This is a genomic window from Mycobacterium sp. AZCC_0083 (genome assembly GCF_014202335.1).
Taxonomy (GTDB): domain Bacteria; phylum Actinomycetota; class Actinomycetes; order Mycobacteriales; family Mycobacteriaceae; genus Mycobacterium.
The window spans coordinates 110,270-124,103 of record NZ_JACHGP010000014.1 but is presented as its reverse complement, the minus strand read 5'-3'; the positions used below and the strand labels follow the sequence as shown (position 1 = coordinate 124,103).

Here is a 13,834-nt window from a genome sequence, read left to right as displayed (position 1 = left end):
CTATGCAGTCAATTCGATGTGCACCGCGCCGCCGACGGTCGCGTAGCGCTCGGGGCTGCAGGTCAGCACGATGACCTGCCCGTCGCCGCCGACGGCGTCGAACACCTCGCCCATCTTGGTCAGCCGGTGGGCGTCGGTGAATCCGAGGGCGTCGTCGATCAGGACGGGCACGCCGTCCTCCTTGGCGACCAGTGCCGCACCCGCCAGCCGCGCCACGATGCCGAGTTGCTCCTTGGCGCCTCCCGACAGCGAGTCGTACGGCACGGTGCGTCCGGCCAGGGTGCGGCTGCAGATGCGCAGTTCGGCGTCGATCTCCACTTCGAAGTCCGCGCCGAATACGATGCGGCCCAACCGTTCCACCTCGCCGCGGAAGGGCTCGACGTAGCGCAGCCTTGCGTCGTCGCGGTGCCGCAGCATCACCGAGCGCAACACGTTCACCGCGTCGGCGCGCCTGCCGAGCCGGGCATGCTCGGCGACGGCGCGCTGGAGTTCGATCTGCGCGGCGTCCAGCTGACCACGCCGTCCCTGCGTGCCGTACGCCCGCAGCTGGGCGGTGGTGTCCCGCAGCTGCTCGCCGAGCTCCTCGTGCCCGAGCACCAGCGCGTCGTGGCAGCGGACGGCGTCGTCGAGCTCCTCGGCGACGGTCACGGGCGCAACGCCTGCGAGCTCGGCCTCGACGGCCTGCAATCCGGCCCCGACCTCCCTGGCAGTCTCGGCCGCGGCGTTCGCCCTGACCGAAAGCGCGTCGTCGGTGGCCGACTGCCGCTGCGTGGCCAGCAGCTCGCCGACCCTGGTCAGTTCCGTCTTGGCGGTGATCAGCTGCTCCCGCAGGACCGTCGCGCGGGTGGTGTGGCCCATCGCCGCAGCCGCCGCCGAGGTGGCCGCTTCGCGAAGGACGTCGCACGCGGCGACGACCCTGCGATGTTCGGCCGTCGCGGTCTCCAGCTCGGACCTGGCACCCTCGGCGTCACCCTGCACGTCGGCGTGCTGAGCCTCGTGCAGCTCGGCAAGCCGTGCCCGCATCGCGGCAACCGAGTGGTCGCCGGCCAACGCCTCGCGGGTGGCCCGCACGCGATCGCCAGACGCCAGCAGGTCCCGCCGCCGTTGGTCGAGCATTCTGGCAGCGTCCATGTCGGCCGCCCCTGCACGTTTCAGCAGGGCGGCCAGGTGCGCACGCGCGGCGTCGAGCAAGGCCTGCGTATCGGCCGCGGGCTCACCGGGCAGCACGCGCACCGTCAGCACTCCCGGCAGCTCGACGTCCGTGGCCCCTCCGGCACTCGCCGACCAACTCTGGCCGGCGGCCAGCGCGACGACCTCGCCTGCGATCCGCAGCTCGACGTCAGCCTCAGCCGTCAACTCCACACGGGCGGAAGCCGATTCGGCCCGCGCGGCGGCCAACTCGACCGCAGCGGCGGCCGTCTCGAGACCTCGCATCGAACCGTCCACCATTGCGATCCCCGCGAGGTCGCGGTCGATGCCGAGCAACTCGCGGTCGGCGGCGTCGATCTTGGTCAGCTTGGCCGCCAGCCGCTCGGCTAGCTCGCGGTGGGCGATCTGCTCGGCGGTGCGGCGCGCGGTGTCGACCCCGACCTGGCACGCGTCGACGGCGGCCTTGGCCTCGACCAGAGCAGCATCGGCAGCGGTCTTCGCTTCGCGGGCGGTCGCCTCCTCGGTACCGGCCTCCTCGGCGGAGCGCTCCAGGTCGGCGATCGTGGCGGTCCGGGCGTCGAGGTCGGTGCAAAACTGACGGCGTTGGTCGAGCGCCGCGACGGCTGCGACACGCTGCTGCTGCGCCGCGTCGGCGAGTGCGCGAGCCTGCGCGAGCCGATCGGTCAGTGCCTTGACGGTTGCGGCCGCCGCGCGCGCCGCGTCAAGGCGCTTGGCGGCGTTGGCGCGATCGAGTGTCACGCGGGCAAGGCGGTCGGTCAGCTGGCCATGCCTCATCACCGCGTCGTCGACCTCCGCGACCGCCGTCGCGCACTCGGCCACCCCGAGCTCCGCAGCACGCAAGCCGGTGATCGCCGTGCCCCAGTCGCCGGTGGGCCGACCGGTCGCGGTGAAGTATTGGCGGAACTCGGCGTCGATGCGGTCGACGAGCAGCGGCTCGGCCCCGGACAGCTCCACCGCCTGCCCGGCGGCGGCGTCGAGTGCGCGGGACAGCGCGTCGGATCCGGACAGATCGACCGGCGCGGTGGCCCCCGCCTGCAACACCCGCTGGGCCTGCCAGAGGTCGATGTCGACGGTTTCCTTGAGGATCGCCTGCACGCGCTCGTGCGCCTCGTCGCCGGTGAGCTGCTCGCGGCGCGGTTCGGTCAGCGTCAGCTCCGTGACGGGCCGCTTATGGAAGCGCTTGAAGTACTCGAAACGGTACGGCCCGGTCGAGATCACCGCGCGGATCTCCGCGCCCTCGTCGACGTGTGTGGGCTTGACCTGCTTGACCTCTTTCTTGGCCGAGCGGTCCTTGGAGTGCAGCAGCAGGTCGAGCGCCTCGATCATCGACGACTTGCCGATCTCGTTGGCGCCGCTGATCACCACCACGCCGCGGTCGGGAAACTCGATGTCGCGGTGGGCGATTCCGCGGTAGTTGCGCAGAGTGAGGCGGTGCAGCTTCACGCGGCGTCGCCCCTGTCCACCAGTCGCAGTAGCAGTGCGAGCGCGGCGCGGGCGTCCTCGGCCTGCTCACCACCGTCGCGCGCGGTCGCCACCAGCTCGTCGACGGCCGCGGCAGCGAATCCCCCGATGCCGAGGTCGTCGAACTCGCCGTCGGCGGGCACCACGACGACGTCGGTCTGGCTGTCCCACGACGTCAGCGCCGCGAAGAGTCGGGTGTGCTTGTCGATGCATGCGTCGAGCTCGGCCTTGTCGGTAACGGTCAGTGAGCCGGTCAGCGCCAATTGCACTACGGTGCGGTCCTTGTCGGGCATCAGGTCGAGATTCAGGCCGAGATCGGTGATGTCGCGGCTGTTGTCCACCGTGAACCGCATCGACACGAACCGCCAACGCCCCACCTTGCGGGCATCCACCCGCACTGCCCGTTCCGCATCGCGTTCGTCGATGTCGACGACGAGCACGTGACCCGGATCGGACTCGATGTGGTCGTAGTTGGTGACCTCGGGCGCACCGGAGTACCAGACCCGGCCCGTGGTGCCTACCTCGGTGCGAGAGTGCTTGTCGCCCAATGCCACATAATGCACGGCGCCCCGCGCCAGCGCGGCCTCCACCGCCGCGAGCCTTATCAACGACACCTTGTCCCGGTCCGGCTCGAAGACGTCGACGCCACCATGGCCGACGACGATGCGGGTGATCCCGTCGGCGGGCAGGCCGTCGAGCACGTCGCCGACCAGATCGATGGTGGGCGCCTTGGAACGCCAAGGGGCGGCAACGATCTCAAGACCCGGCCGCACTTCGTGTACCCCTGCACGGTCGAGCACCGTCACGTTGTCAGGGCACTCGGCAAGGAACAGTGCGCTGGTGTAGACCGACGACGCGTCGAGGGGATCGTGGTTGCCCGGCAGGAGGTAGACCGGAACCGCGATGGCACGCATGGCCTCCAGCGATTGGCTGACGACGCGCGGGCTGAGTTGGTTGTGCTCGAACACGTCGCCCGCCACGACGACGAACTCGGCCCCGACCTCGGCGGCCAGCGGTCCGAGGCCTGCGACGGCCTCGCGGCGTGCTGCCGAATACCGCGGCTGCGCCTCACCGTTGAGGAAGTAGCGGGTCATGCCGAGCTGCCAATCGGCGGTGTGCACGAAGCGCATCCCGGCGTCCTCCTCGCTCTCGTCTCTGGATGGGGCAAGGCGAGTGTAGGTCCGGCCGCCGACAAGTCGGCGGACCTCGACCGGCATGTGGGCGGGCGGTCACGTCAGCCCTGCGCCTGGGTAGTGTGCGCGCGGGTGCGGTAGGCCGCGACGCGACCCACGACGAGATCGACCAGCAGGAACCCTGCCAGGCTGATCCCCAGCAGCGGCAGGAACCAACCGACCGCCACCGTGATGACGGCCCCCACGACCAGGACCGCCGGGTGCAGTCGCCGGATACCTCCCCGCACCGGCGGCCGCCCGACCGCCCAGTCCGACCCGCGGGTCGGGCGCCGCTGCCACCACATCCGGTAGCCGCGCACGATCACCGTCACCAACGCGACCGCGACGCCGAGAAGCAGCAGTTGGTTGAGCCAGCCGAACAACAGGCCCATGTGCATGCGGATGCCCCAGTCGGCCAGCTCCGCCATCACCGAGTAGTCGCGGTCGTAGTCGAGCACGCCCGTCACCCGCAGGCTGGCCGGATCGACCGCCGCGGCGTTGGTGGTCAGCCGGTAGGGCTCGTCGATCTCGGCGACGCCGACGGCCCCGTCGGCCGCAACGGGCAACGTGATCTCCACGGGAGCGGCCACACCGGCACCGCCCGCGGCCAGGACCACGCCGTCGAGATCGACGGGACCGACGCTGGTACTGGGCACGGTCAGCGCCGTATCCAGCTGTGGCCGTTGCCAATTGAACTCTGCCCGCAGAGCGGTCACCGTGGCGCCCGCGTACGTCGACCACGTGATTCCGGTCGCCGAAAGGAAGAGCAGCATCGGCAGGATCCAGACGCCAACAGCGCCATGCCAGTTCCGCGTCCTGGCCCGGCCCTCGGTCGTGCCGTCGATCCGCATCAGACGGCCCTGCCTGCCCCGTCGGCGATCCCCGCGGACCTTCACCAGCCACAGCGCGACACCGCCGAGCGCCACCACCCACAACCAGGACGCGGCCAATTCGCTGTACAGCCGGCCTGGTTCACCCAGTTGCAGATGCCGGTGCAGGCCGTCGAGCCACGTGCTCAGCGGCAGGTAGCCGAACCACACCTGTTCCTGGCCGAGCGCGCGGCCGGTGTGAGGATCGACGAACACCGCCCGCTCGGTGTCGGCACCGAGCCCAGGATCGGCGAACGTGACCCGGGTGGAGTCGCGTGATCCTGGAGCTGGTCGCAGGCCCGTCATCGTCAGGTCCGGGACGCGTGCCTGCGCGGCGGCGGCCTGTGCCGACAGCGGAAGCGATTCACCGGCCGGCTCGACGGACAACAGGTCTCGGTAGACGAAGCGCTCGATGGTCGGAGCCATCGCGTAGAGGGACCCGGTGATGGCCGCGATCAGGATGAATGGTGCGACGAACACGCCCGCGTAGAAGTGCAGGCGGCGGATCAGGGGTAGGACTGTGCGCCTTGGTGACGAGGCCGCCGGCGCAATGGCGGCGTCGGGTTTGGAAACGGATGACGACATGGCAGAGCTTCTTTCGTTCGCAGCCGATGGACCGTGCGCGCACGATCGAGGCGCTGCACGGCGGAAAGCCGGGCGGCGTGTCGACGCCGTCCGGTCGGGAGTGCCGCCCTCAGGCGGCGGCGAACGAAGGTGGCCCGCGGGTTGCGCGGCCGGAGCCTGCGAGGGTCCGCGCGGCAAGGCCGGGAGCCCACCACGGGATTCCCGGCCGACGGGTCGGGCCGGTGCCGCGAAGAGCGACCAGCACGACGACCAATTGCCAGAGCACGGCGGCGATCGCACCGAACAACCGCTCCGCCGAGCAGATCAGCGCTGCAGCGCCGAGCGCCGCGAGCGCGTGTGCGGCAACCATCGGTACCGACCAGTGACTGCCGTGCGGGTGCGACGATGCGAGCACCAGCAGGTAGTGGCCGAGCGCCTGGCCCGCCGAGAGGTAGAGCGCCACGACCGGCAACCGGCGCTGCAGCTCCGCGGGCGACGACGACGCGGCGCCCACCACCGCGGAGCCGAGCACCAGGAGGACGATCGCCGAACTACCTGGCAGCATCGCACCGCCAAGACCGTGAGCCGCAACGGCGACGGCGCCCGAGATCGCGCCGACCAGCACACCGCGCACCCGCGCGGCGTCGGTTCTGGCGATGCCCACCTGCCGGAGCGTACCGGTACCGCTACGTTGACTCCCATGAGCAGGACGCTGCTGTTGCTGAGACATGCGAAGTCGGATTACCCGGCAGGCGTGCCCGACCACGAGCGGCCGTTGGCTGCGCGGGGCACCCGCGAGGCGCCGCTGGCCGGGGACTGGATCCGGGCGAACGCACCCGCCGTCGACGCGGTGCTGTGCTCAACGGCCACGCGGACCCGCGAGACGCTGGCGCGCACCGGGATCGACGCTCCCGCGGAGTTCGTCGACCGGCTCTACGACGCCGTGCCAGGCACCGTGATCGACGTGATCAACGGCGTGAGTTCACTATTCGACACCGACGTCGAGACGCTGCTGGTGATCGGTCACGAGCCCACCATGTCGAGCTTGGCCCTCGGCCTGAACAACGAGGGCAACGAGACCGCGGCGCAAGACATTGCGATGAAGTTCCCCACCTCGGCGATCGCCATGCTCGGCATCACCGAGCCGTGGGACCAGCTCGCCTTGCGCGGAGCGTCGCTGCTCGCATTCCACGTGCCGCGGTAAAAGCACGCCCACACTCCCTGGGTCGCTACGCTGGAGCCGCGCTTGCGTGGACTGCCCGCCGGACTACGAGTTGGTGGCGAGCGTCAACTCCATCAGCTTGATCGCCATGCTGCATGCGTCGATGCCAGGCTGTTGTGGGTTCACCCACCAGCCGACCACGCCGCCCGCGTCGCTGGCCACGCCGCACGCACCCTTGCCGTCGTTGGGCTTCATCACGATCGACTGCACGCCCGCGATCGACCGATTCTCGACCTGATACTTCAGGTTGTCGGCGACCTTCTTCTCATTGTCGAGGCTGCCCTGCTCGAACCAGAACCGGGTGATGTCGATCAGGCCTGCGGGGTTGGCGGCCTGCCAACGGCAGATCGCGCCGACGAAGGTGCTCTGGATGTCGAGCGGGTCGGCACCCACGGTCTTCGCGAGGATGTCCTCGGTAAGCACGTCGCATTCCTTGAGCAGGTTCGGGTACTGCTTCTCCGAGTTGTCGTTGCGCGGGTTGTCGCCCGCGCCCGCCTTGGCCGCTGTGCCCTCCACCGTGCGTGAACAGCCCAGCAGCATCGTGAAGGTCGCGAGCAACGCCACCGTGCCCGCCAACACCCTGCGGGTTCCGTTGCGCCCGGTCACTTGGCGTTCACGATCGACTGGCGGGCGAGTTCCTTGGCGACGTCGCAAGGATCGGGGAACGGCTTCTGACTGAAGCTGATCGACCACTCGATGAAGTCGTCGTCGTACTGGATGCCGATCTCGCACAGGCTGGTGCCGAGGACCACGTCGTCACCCATCGCGATGAACCCGCTGTGACCCTCGATGTTGATGTCCTCGACGTTGGCGCGGGATAGTTCCTCGGTCTTGCGTTCGCGGCCGATCGGGCTGCCGCGATACCAGGAGAAGGAGAAGTGCGGCCCGAGGATGCCGCCGCCGGCCAGCCATTGGCATCCGACCGAGTTGCGGGCCGTGTTGACCAGCCCGGTGACCCTGGTCTGTTCGGTGACCGTCTGATCGGTTACGCCACCGCACTCGGGGAAGAACGGGCCGTGCTTGGCTCCGGCAACCTGAGCGGCGGTCGATGGAACGTCGGGCCCCGTCGGCTGATCCGACCCGCCACAGGCGGCGATCAGCGGAATCACAGCTGCCGCCATCACAGCAAACTTGGCGGCCGGCCCCTTGGCGTTGCGCCTGCTGCTCAGGTCGCAGCGTCGTCCAATCACGCCCGCAACTGTAGCGGCAGCCGTGGTCGACAACCACCGACATGCCGATTGACCTGGCCTTTTCTCGGCATGTTGGGGAGTGCGGACGGACAGTATCCGGTCGTTGCCGGTGTGCAAGAGTTACGGGATGCTCTGGGCGCTGCTACGGCAGTACGTGCGGCCCTACCGTTGGCTGCTGACGATCGTCGCGGGGCTCCAAGTGATCAGCTCACTCGCTTCGCTCTACCTGCCGACGATCAACGCGCAGATCATCGACGACGGAGTGGCCAAGGGGGACACCGACAGAATCACCCAGCTGGGCGGCATCATGCTCGGGGTCACCGCGATGCAGGTGCTGTGCGCGGTGGGGGCCGTCTTCTACGGGTCGCGGGCGGGCATGGGGTTCGGGCGCGATCTGCGGTCGGCGATCTTTCACCACGTGACCGGCCTCTCGGCCGAGGAGACCGCCCGGTTCGGCGCGGCGACGCTGCTCACGCGCACCACCAACGACGTCCAGCAGATCCAGCTGCTGGTGGCCATGACGTGCACCATGTTGATCACCGCGCCGATCATGAGCGTCGGCGGCATCGTGATGGCGGTGCACCAGAATGCGGGCCTGTCCTGGCTGCTGGTGGTCAGCGTGCCGGTGCTCGGGGTGGCCAACTACTGGATCGTTGGGCACCTGCTGCCGCTGTTCCGCAACATGCAGCGCCTCATCGACGGCATCAATCGGGTGATGCGCGAACAATTGTCGGGCATCCGGGTGATTCGGGCGTTCGCGCGCGAACCGCTGGAGCGGGGGCGCTTCGCGAAGGCCAGCCAGGACCTGTCGGACACCGCGCTCTCGGTCGGGCGCTGGCAGGCGTTGATGCTGCCGGTGACGACGCTGGTCATCAACGTGTCCAGCGTCGCGTTGATCTGGTTCGGCGGCAAGCGAATCGACGACGGCGAGATGCAGGTGGGTTCGCTCATCGCGTTCCTGTCCTACTTCATGCAGATCCTGATGGCCGTGCTGCTGGTGACCATCATCCTGGTGCTGCTGCCGCGCGCGGCGGTATGCGCCGAACGCATCACCGAGGTGCTGTCCACCGTCCCCGCGATCACCAGTCCAGAGCATCCCCTCCGGCCCGAGAAGGTATCCGGCGAGATCAGGATAGAGGCGGCGACGTTCCGCTACCCTGGCGCGGACCGCCCAGTGCTACAGGATGTTTCGTTCACCGCACGGCCCGGCTCCACGACCGCGGTGGTCGGTTCCACCGGCTCCGGCAAGTCGACCCTGGTGTCGCTGATCTGCCGGTTGTACGACCTGACGGGCGGCGCGGTGATCGTCGACGGCATCGACGTGCGCGACTACGACACCGACCAGCTGTGGTCTGCGATCGGCTTGGTCCCGCAGCGCGGCTACCTGTTCTCCGGGACCGTTGCGGAGAACCTGCGCTACGGGAAGGCCGACGCGACCGACGACGAGATGTGGGAGGCGCTGCGGGTGGCCGCGGCCGACGGCTTCGTCTCGGCACATCCCGAAGGCCTTGACATGCCGGTCGCCCAGGGCGGCATCAACTTCTCCGGCGGCCAGCGCCAACGGCTGGCCATCGCCCGCGCCGTGATCCGCCGCCCGGCCGTCTACCTGTTCGACGACGCCTTCTCTGCATTGGACGTGCACACCGACGCCCGCGTGCGGGCGGCGCTGCGCGAGGTGTCCGCGGACGCGACGGTCCTCATCGTCTCTCAGCGCATCTCGACCGTCGCCGAAGCCGACCAGGTCGTGGTCATCGACGACGGTGCGGTGGTGGGCACCGGCACGCACGCATCGCTGCTGGTGGATTGCCCGATCTACGCCGAGTTCGCGGACTCGCAATCGGTGGGCGCGGAATGACCGCGCCCATGGGGCGGCCGATCCGCGGGGCCGTGCAGGCGCCGACGATGCGGTCCCGTGACTTCAAGGGTTCGGCGGTCCGGTTGGTGAAACGCCTTACCCCGCAACGCACGATGACGGCGACGGTGCTGCTCCTCGGCGTCGCGGGCATCGCGTTCGGCGTGATCGGCCCCCGCATCCTCGGGCACGCCACCGACCTGCTGTTCAACGGCGTGATCGGCCGCGCGTTACCCGCGGGGCTCACCAAGGAGCAGGCGATCGAGGCGGCAAGGGCCCGTGGCGACAACACGTTCGCCGACCTGCTGTCCGGAATGAACGTCGTGCCAGGCCGCGGCGTCGACTTCGACGCGGTCGGCCGCACCCTTCTGCTGGCACTCGGGCTGTATCTGATTGGCGCGCTGCTGGTTTGGATTCAGGCCCGACTGCTCAACGTCGTGGTTCAGCGCACCATGGTGCGGCTGCGTGCCGACGTCGAGGACAAGATCCACCGGATGCCTTTGTCCTACTTCGACTCCCGGCAGCGCGGCGAGGTGCTCAGCCGCGTCACCAACGACGTCGACAACATCCAGTCGTCGCTGTCGTTGACCATCGCCCAGCTGCTGACCTCGGTGCTGACGGTCGTCGCGGTACTGGTGATGATGCTGACCATCTCGCCGCTGCTGACCCTGATCACCGTGCTCACGGTGCCGCTGTCGTTGCTGGCGACCCGGTCGATCGCGCGGCGATCACAGAAGCAGTTCGTCGCGCAGTGGCGCAATACCGGCAGGCTCAACGCCCACATCGAGGAGACCTACAGCGGGTTCACCGTGGTCAAGACGTTCGGCCACCGCGAGATCGCCGAGAACAAGTTCAGCACGCTCAACGGAGACGTGTATGAGGCCAGCTTCAAGGCACAGTTCCTCTCCGGCCTGGTTTCGCCTGCCACGACGTTCATCGGCAACCTCAGTTATGTCGCCGTCGCCGTAGTCGGCGGCATTCAGGTGGCGACCGGGCAGATCACGCTGGGCAGCATCCAGGCGTTCATCCAGTACGTGCGCCAGTTCAACCAGCCGCTGACCCAGGTGGCGGCGATGTACAACACGCTGCAGTCCGGGATCGCGAGCGCCGAACGGGTATTCGACCTGCTTGACGCCGACGAGCAACCGCCCGACCCGACCTCGCCGGTGCCGGTGGACCCGCGCGGCCTTGGCCGGGTGGAGTTCGATCACATCCACTTCGCCTACCGGCCCGGTACACCCGTCATCGAGGACTTGTCGCTGGTGGCCGAACCGGGCAGCACCGTCGCGATCGTCGGTCCGACAGGTGCCGGCAAGACCACGCTGGTCAACCTGCTGATGCGGTTCTACGAGGTGGATTCGGGCCGCATCCTGATCGACGGCGTCGACATCTCGGCGCTGCGGCGCCACGACCTGCGGTCCAGGATCGGAATGGTGTTGCAGGACACGTGGCTGTTCGCGGGCACCATCTACGACAACATCGCCTACGGCAGTCCCGGCGCCACCAGGCCGGAGGTGATCGAGGCCGCCAAGGCGGCGCACGTCGACCGGTTCGTACATACGTTGCCGAAGGGGTACGACACCGTGGTCAGCGACGACGGCGGCAACATCAGCGCCGGTGAGAAGCAGTTGATCACCATCGCAAGGGCGATCCTGGCCCGTCCGCGGCTGCTCATCCTCGACGAGGCGACCAGCTCGGTGGACACTCGCACCGAGCTGTTGATTCAGCAGGCCACGGCCGAGTTACGCCGCGACAGAACCAGTTTCATCATCGCGCACCGGCTGTCGACGATTCGTGACGCCGACATGATCCTGGTGATGGAGGCGGGACGCATCGTGGAACGCGGCAGCCACGCCGAGCTGCTTGCTCGGCGTGGCGAGTACTGGGCCATGACGCAGGTGTGAGGCAGATCCGAACACCTCGCGGCCGATCCCCCCCGGTCGGCCGCGGGTGCGCAGGGCCGTTGGGTACGGGCGCGTCGGTTCCCCCGCCGCCGTTATCCCCCGATTCGGCGGCACCGCGCCCGCACCCAGGCCCTGCGCTTGTCTGATTCCGGCCGACGTTGTCCCCTCGGCACCGCGCCCGAAATGTTCGACGGGGAAAAAGTACCGAGCAAACGGGTGGTCAGGAATCGGGGAATACCCTTGATCTGTCGATCCGCTTAGAGGTCGGGGCCCTCGGCGCGCAGGTCATCGACCGTCGACATGGCCTCCCGCAACTTGCCAAGCCACTCGTCGGCGTGCTCGCCAACCAGCCGCACCGACCACGCCAGCGCATCGGATCGCGACCGCGCGACGCCGGCGTCGACCAGCGTGTCGAGGACCTGGCGCTCCGGTTGCTTGAGCCGGGTCATCACCGGCACGGCGATGTGGGTGAACAGAATCCGTTCATAGTTTTCGGTCCCTATCACTCCAATTTCTATGCCCCAGGCCACCTTGCGCGCGTAGCGGCTCTCGGTTTCGTCGGCGATGCGCATCCGCTCCGACCGGGTCTCCTCGCGGAACCGGGCGGCGCGCCCGGAGGCGTGGGCCTCGCTTTCCTCGCCGACCTGGTCGGGAAGGCGGCCGATGACGGTGATCTCCTCGCGGTCGACGACCACGGTGGGATCGCCTGCGAACCAGCCGTCCGGGAGCCTGCCTGCGATCCACTGTGCCGCGTCGCCCGCTTCGGGCTGCTCTGACTGTTGCCAGCCGCCGGAACGTCCTGGCCGGCGGCCGTGGGTGTGATGGTGTTGTCTCATGATTACATAATTACACCGTTACAGAGGAAAGAGTACGCACTTCTCCAAGAGCGAACGCCGACGTCAATCGGGTTCTAGCGGCGCTTCAGTGCCCCGTACAGCGCGGCGCCGCCACCCAGCACCAGTGCGACGAGGAGCAGCCCCGCCCACGCGGCACTGCCGGTGAGGAGCCACACGACGCCGACGACCAACAATGCCGGCGTGGTGAGGAACAGCACCATGCCCGGGTGCTGCTTGATGACCGCGACGGCGCTTCGCGCCCGCACCGGGTCGATTTCCTTAGCCATCTGCTCAGGATGCCACTTCGAGGCGTTGCCCAGGCGTTTCCAGGTCGACGAAAGGTCTCCGGGCCCCTGATGCCGTCCCACTTGCCGTCGCGATTGCCATAGGGTCCAAAGCGACGAGTTCGACGTCCCATCAATTCGACACGGCCATCAACCCGAGGAGCAAAAGGTGACTGAACCTGGCAGCTGGCAACCCGACCCCGACGGCCGCTTCGAATACCGCTGGTGGGACGGCAGGAACTGGACCGATCAGGTCAGCCATCAGGGCCGAACCGGCACGGCGCCGATGGGCGGCGGCGCTCCACAGGGTGGCGGCCAGGCCGGTGCGCACGAGGCGCCTCACGCCGGGCAGCAAGCAGCGCCTCAGGCCGCTGCGCCTGGGGGCGGTGACGGTTTCGCAGGTATCACCGGTGATCTTGTCGACGGGCGCTTCAGCGAGAAGGAAGCCAAGCCGATCGCGAACCAGAACTCCAAGATGCTCCGGGTCCGACTCGGTGAACCGTTCATGGCCCGGCAGGGCGCGATGGTCGCCTATCAGGGCAACGTCGAATTCGCCTACGAGGGCGGCGGCGCAGGGAAGTTCCTCAAGAAGGCGCTGACCGGCGAGGGTCTGCCGTTGATGAGGTGCCAGGGTCAGGGCGACGTCTTCCTCGCCGAGTTGGCCCACGACGTGCACGTGCTGAATCTGAACAACAGCGGCCTGTCGATCAGCGGCAAGAACGTGCTCGCCTTCTCGGCAAGCCTCGACTGGAACATCGAGCGGGTGAAGGGCGGCAGCATCGCGACCGGTGGCTTGTTCAACACGACGTTGCGCGGCAGCGGCTGGGTGGCGTTGACGACGGACGGTCCGCCGGTGGTGCTCAACGCGGCGGAGGCGCCGACGTTCGCGGACACCAATGCGGTGGTGGCGTGGTCAGCGAGCCTGCAGACGCAGCTCAAGACCAGTTTCAAGGCAGGAGCCTTGATCGGAAGGGGCTCGGGCGAAGCGCTCCAGGTCTCGTTCCACGGGCAGGGGTTCGTCATCGTCCAACCCTCGGAGGGCATCCAGATCCCGACCGCGTAGGGGAGCCCACTACCTATACCCCCTATGGGTATATAGTGGAGGCATGAGCATGGTCTTGGAAGTGCGCGGTATGAGCTGCGGGCACTGCGTGTCAGCCATCACGTCTGCCGTGTCTGCGCTGCCCGGCGTCGCCGGAGTTGACGTCGACCTGGGCGCCGGCACGGTCCGCGTCGGCGGCACGCCCGACGCGGTGCAGGTGGCGGCCGCGATCGAGGACGCCGGGTACGACGTCACGTTCGCGGCGTAG

13 protein-coding genes are annotated in these 13,834 nt (G+C 68.5%); 5 read left to right on the top strand and 8 right to left on the bottom strand.

Features of this window, described 5'->3' with window-relative positions:
* The 4 genes from HNP02_RS30295 to HNP02_RS30280 form a co-directional block, all read right to left on the bottom strand.
* A complete protein-coding gene (locus HNP02_RS30295; RefSeq protein ID WP_184444333.1) occupies positions 1-2,613 on the bottom strand; it encodes an AAA family ATPase in 2,613 nt (870 codons plus the stop codon).
* Positions 2,610-3,761: an exonuclease SbcCD subunit D gene (locus HNP02_RS30290; protein ID WP_184444332.1), complete on the bottom strand. Its 1,152-nt coding sequence runs from the start codon at positions 3,759-3,761 to the stop codon at positions 2,610-2,612. The genes HNP02_RS30295 and HNP02_RS30290 overlap by 4 nt, the downstream gene beginning before the upstream one ends.
* Before the next feature lie 104 nt (positions 3,762-3,865).
* Positions 3,866-5,257: a PepSY domain-containing protein gene (locus tag HNP02_RS30285; protein ID WP_184444331.1), complete on the bottom strand. Its 1,392-nt coding sequence runs from the start codon at positions 5,255-5,257 to the stop codon at positions 3,866-3,868.
* A gap of 109 nt (positions 5,258-5,366) precedes the next feature.
* Positions 5,367-5,900 (bottom strand): hypothetical protein, encoded by a 534-nt coding sequence (locus HNP02_RS30280; protein WP_184444330.1) that lies wholly within the window; start codon positions 5,898-5,900, stop codon positions 5,367-5,369.
* Between the two features lie 36 nt (positions 5,901-5,936).
* Here HNP02_RS30280 and HNP02_RS30275 point away from each other — a divergent pair, with 36 nt between their 5' ends.
* Entirely contained in the window at positions 5,937-6,440 is a 504-nt protein-coding gene (locus tag HNP02_RS30275; RefSeq protein ID WP_375373723.1) for a histidine phosphatase family protein, read from the top strand.
* A gap of 63 nt (positions 6,441-6,503) precedes the next feature.
* Here HNP02_RS30275 and HNP02_RS30270 read toward each other — a convergent pair whose 3' ends face one another.
* Entirely contained in the window at positions 6,504-6,998 is a 495-nt protein-coding gene (locus HNP02_RS30270; RefSeq protein ID WP_184444437.1) for a DUF3558 domain-containing protein, read from the bottom strand.
* 62 nt (positions 6,999-7,060) lie between these two features.
* Complete coding sequence (locus HNP02_RS30265; RefSeq protein ID WP_184444436.1) at positions 7,061-7,579, bottom strand: DUF3558 domain-containing protein; 519 nt, start codon at positions 7,577-7,579, stop codon at positions 7,061-7,063.
* Positions 7,580-7,775: 196 nt separating this feature from the next.
* Between HNP02_RS30265 and HNP02_RS30260 the strand changes: the two genes are divergently transcribed.
* Both HNP02_RS30260 and HNP02_RS30255 read left to right on the top strand, forming a co-directional pair.
* Positions 7,776-9,503, top strand: coding sequence for an ABC transporter ATP-binding protein (locus HNP02_RS30260; protein WP_184444435.1), 1,728 nt, complete (start codon positions 7,776-7,778; stop codon positions 9,501-9,503).
* Complete coding sequence (locus tag HNP02_RS30255; protein WP_184444328.1) at positions 9,500-11,404, top strand: ABC transporter ATP-binding protein; 1,905 nt, start codon at positions 9,500-9,502, stop codon at positions 11,402-11,404. The genes HNP02_RS30260 and HNP02_RS30255 overlap by 4 nt, the downstream gene beginning before the upstream one ends.
* 257 nt (positions 11,405-11,661) lie before the next feature.
* Here HNP02_RS30255 and HNP02_RS30250 read toward each other — a convergent pair whose 3' ends face one another.
* Together HNP02_RS30250 and HNP02_RS30245 are read right to left on the bottom strand one after the other, a co-directional pair.
* Positions 11,662-12,240 (bottom strand): hypothetical protein, encoded by a 579-nt coding sequence (locus tag HNP02_RS30250; protein ID WP_184444327.1) that lies wholly within the window; start codon positions 12,238-12,240, stop codon positions 11,662-11,664.
* Between the two features lie 74 nt (positions 12,241-12,314).
* Positions 12,315-12,527 (bottom strand): hypothetical protein, encoded by a 213-nt coding sequence (locus tag HNP02_RS30245; RefSeq protein WP_184444326.1) that lies wholly within the window; start codon positions 12,525-12,527, stop codon positions 12,315-12,317.
* Between the two features lie 166 nt (positions 12,528-12,693).
* Between HNP02_RS30245 and HNP02_RS30240 the strand changes: the two genes are divergently transcribed.
* On the top strand, positions 12,694-13,587 hold the full coding sequence (locus tag HNP02_RS30240; protein WP_184444325.1) for an AIM24 family protein: 894 nt from the start codon (positions 12,694-12,696) through the stop codon (positions 13,585-13,587).
* A gap of 43 nt (positions 13,588-13,630) precedes the next feature.
* Positions 13,631-13,834, top strand: a complete 204-nt coding sequence (locus HNP02_RS30235; protein WP_184444324.1) for a cation transporter — start codon at positions 13,631-13,633, stop codon at positions 13,832-13,834.

Coding starts and splice junctions, on each gene's coding strand:
- HNP02_RS30290 (WP_184444332.1), bottom strand. CDS start 3,761: ATGCGCTTCGTGCACACCGCCGATTGGCAGCTCGGCATGACCCGCTAC.
- HNP02_RS30285 (WP_184444331.1), bottom strand. CDS start 5,257: ATGTCGTCATCCGTTTCCAAACCCGACGCCGCCATTGCGCCGGCGGCC.
- HNP02_RS30275 (WP_375373723.1), top strand. CDS start 5,937: ATGAGCAGGACGCTGCTGTTGCTGAGACATGCGAAGTCGGATTACCCG.
- HNP02_RS30270 (WP_184444437.1), bottom strand. CDS start 6,998: ATGCTGCTGGGCTGTTCACGCACGGTGGAGGGCACAGCGGCCAAGGCG.
- HNP02_RS30265 (WP_184444436.1), bottom strand. CDS start 7,579: ATGGCGGCAGCTGTGATTCCGCTGATCGCCGCCTGTGGCGGGTCGGAT.
- HNP02_RS30260 (WP_184444435.1), top strand. CDS start 7,776: ATGCTCTGGGCGCTGCTACGGCAGTACGTGCGGCCCTACCGTTGGCTG.
- HNP02_RS30255 (WP_184444328.1), top strand. CDS start 9,500: ATGACCGCGCCCATGGGGCGGCCGATCCGCGGGGCCGTGCAGGCGCCG.
- HNP02_RS30250 (WP_184444327.1), bottom strand. CDS start 12,240: ATGAGACAACACCATCACACCCACGGCCGCCGGCCAGGACGTTCCGGC.
- HNP02_RS30245 (WP_184444326.1), bottom strand. CDS start 12,527: ATGGCTAAGGAAATCGACCCGGTGCGGGCGCGAAGCGCCGTCGCGGTC.
- HNP02_RS30235 (WP_184444324.1), top strand. CDS start 13,631: ATGAGCATGGTCTTGGAAGTGCGCGGTATGAGCTGCGGGCACTGCGTG.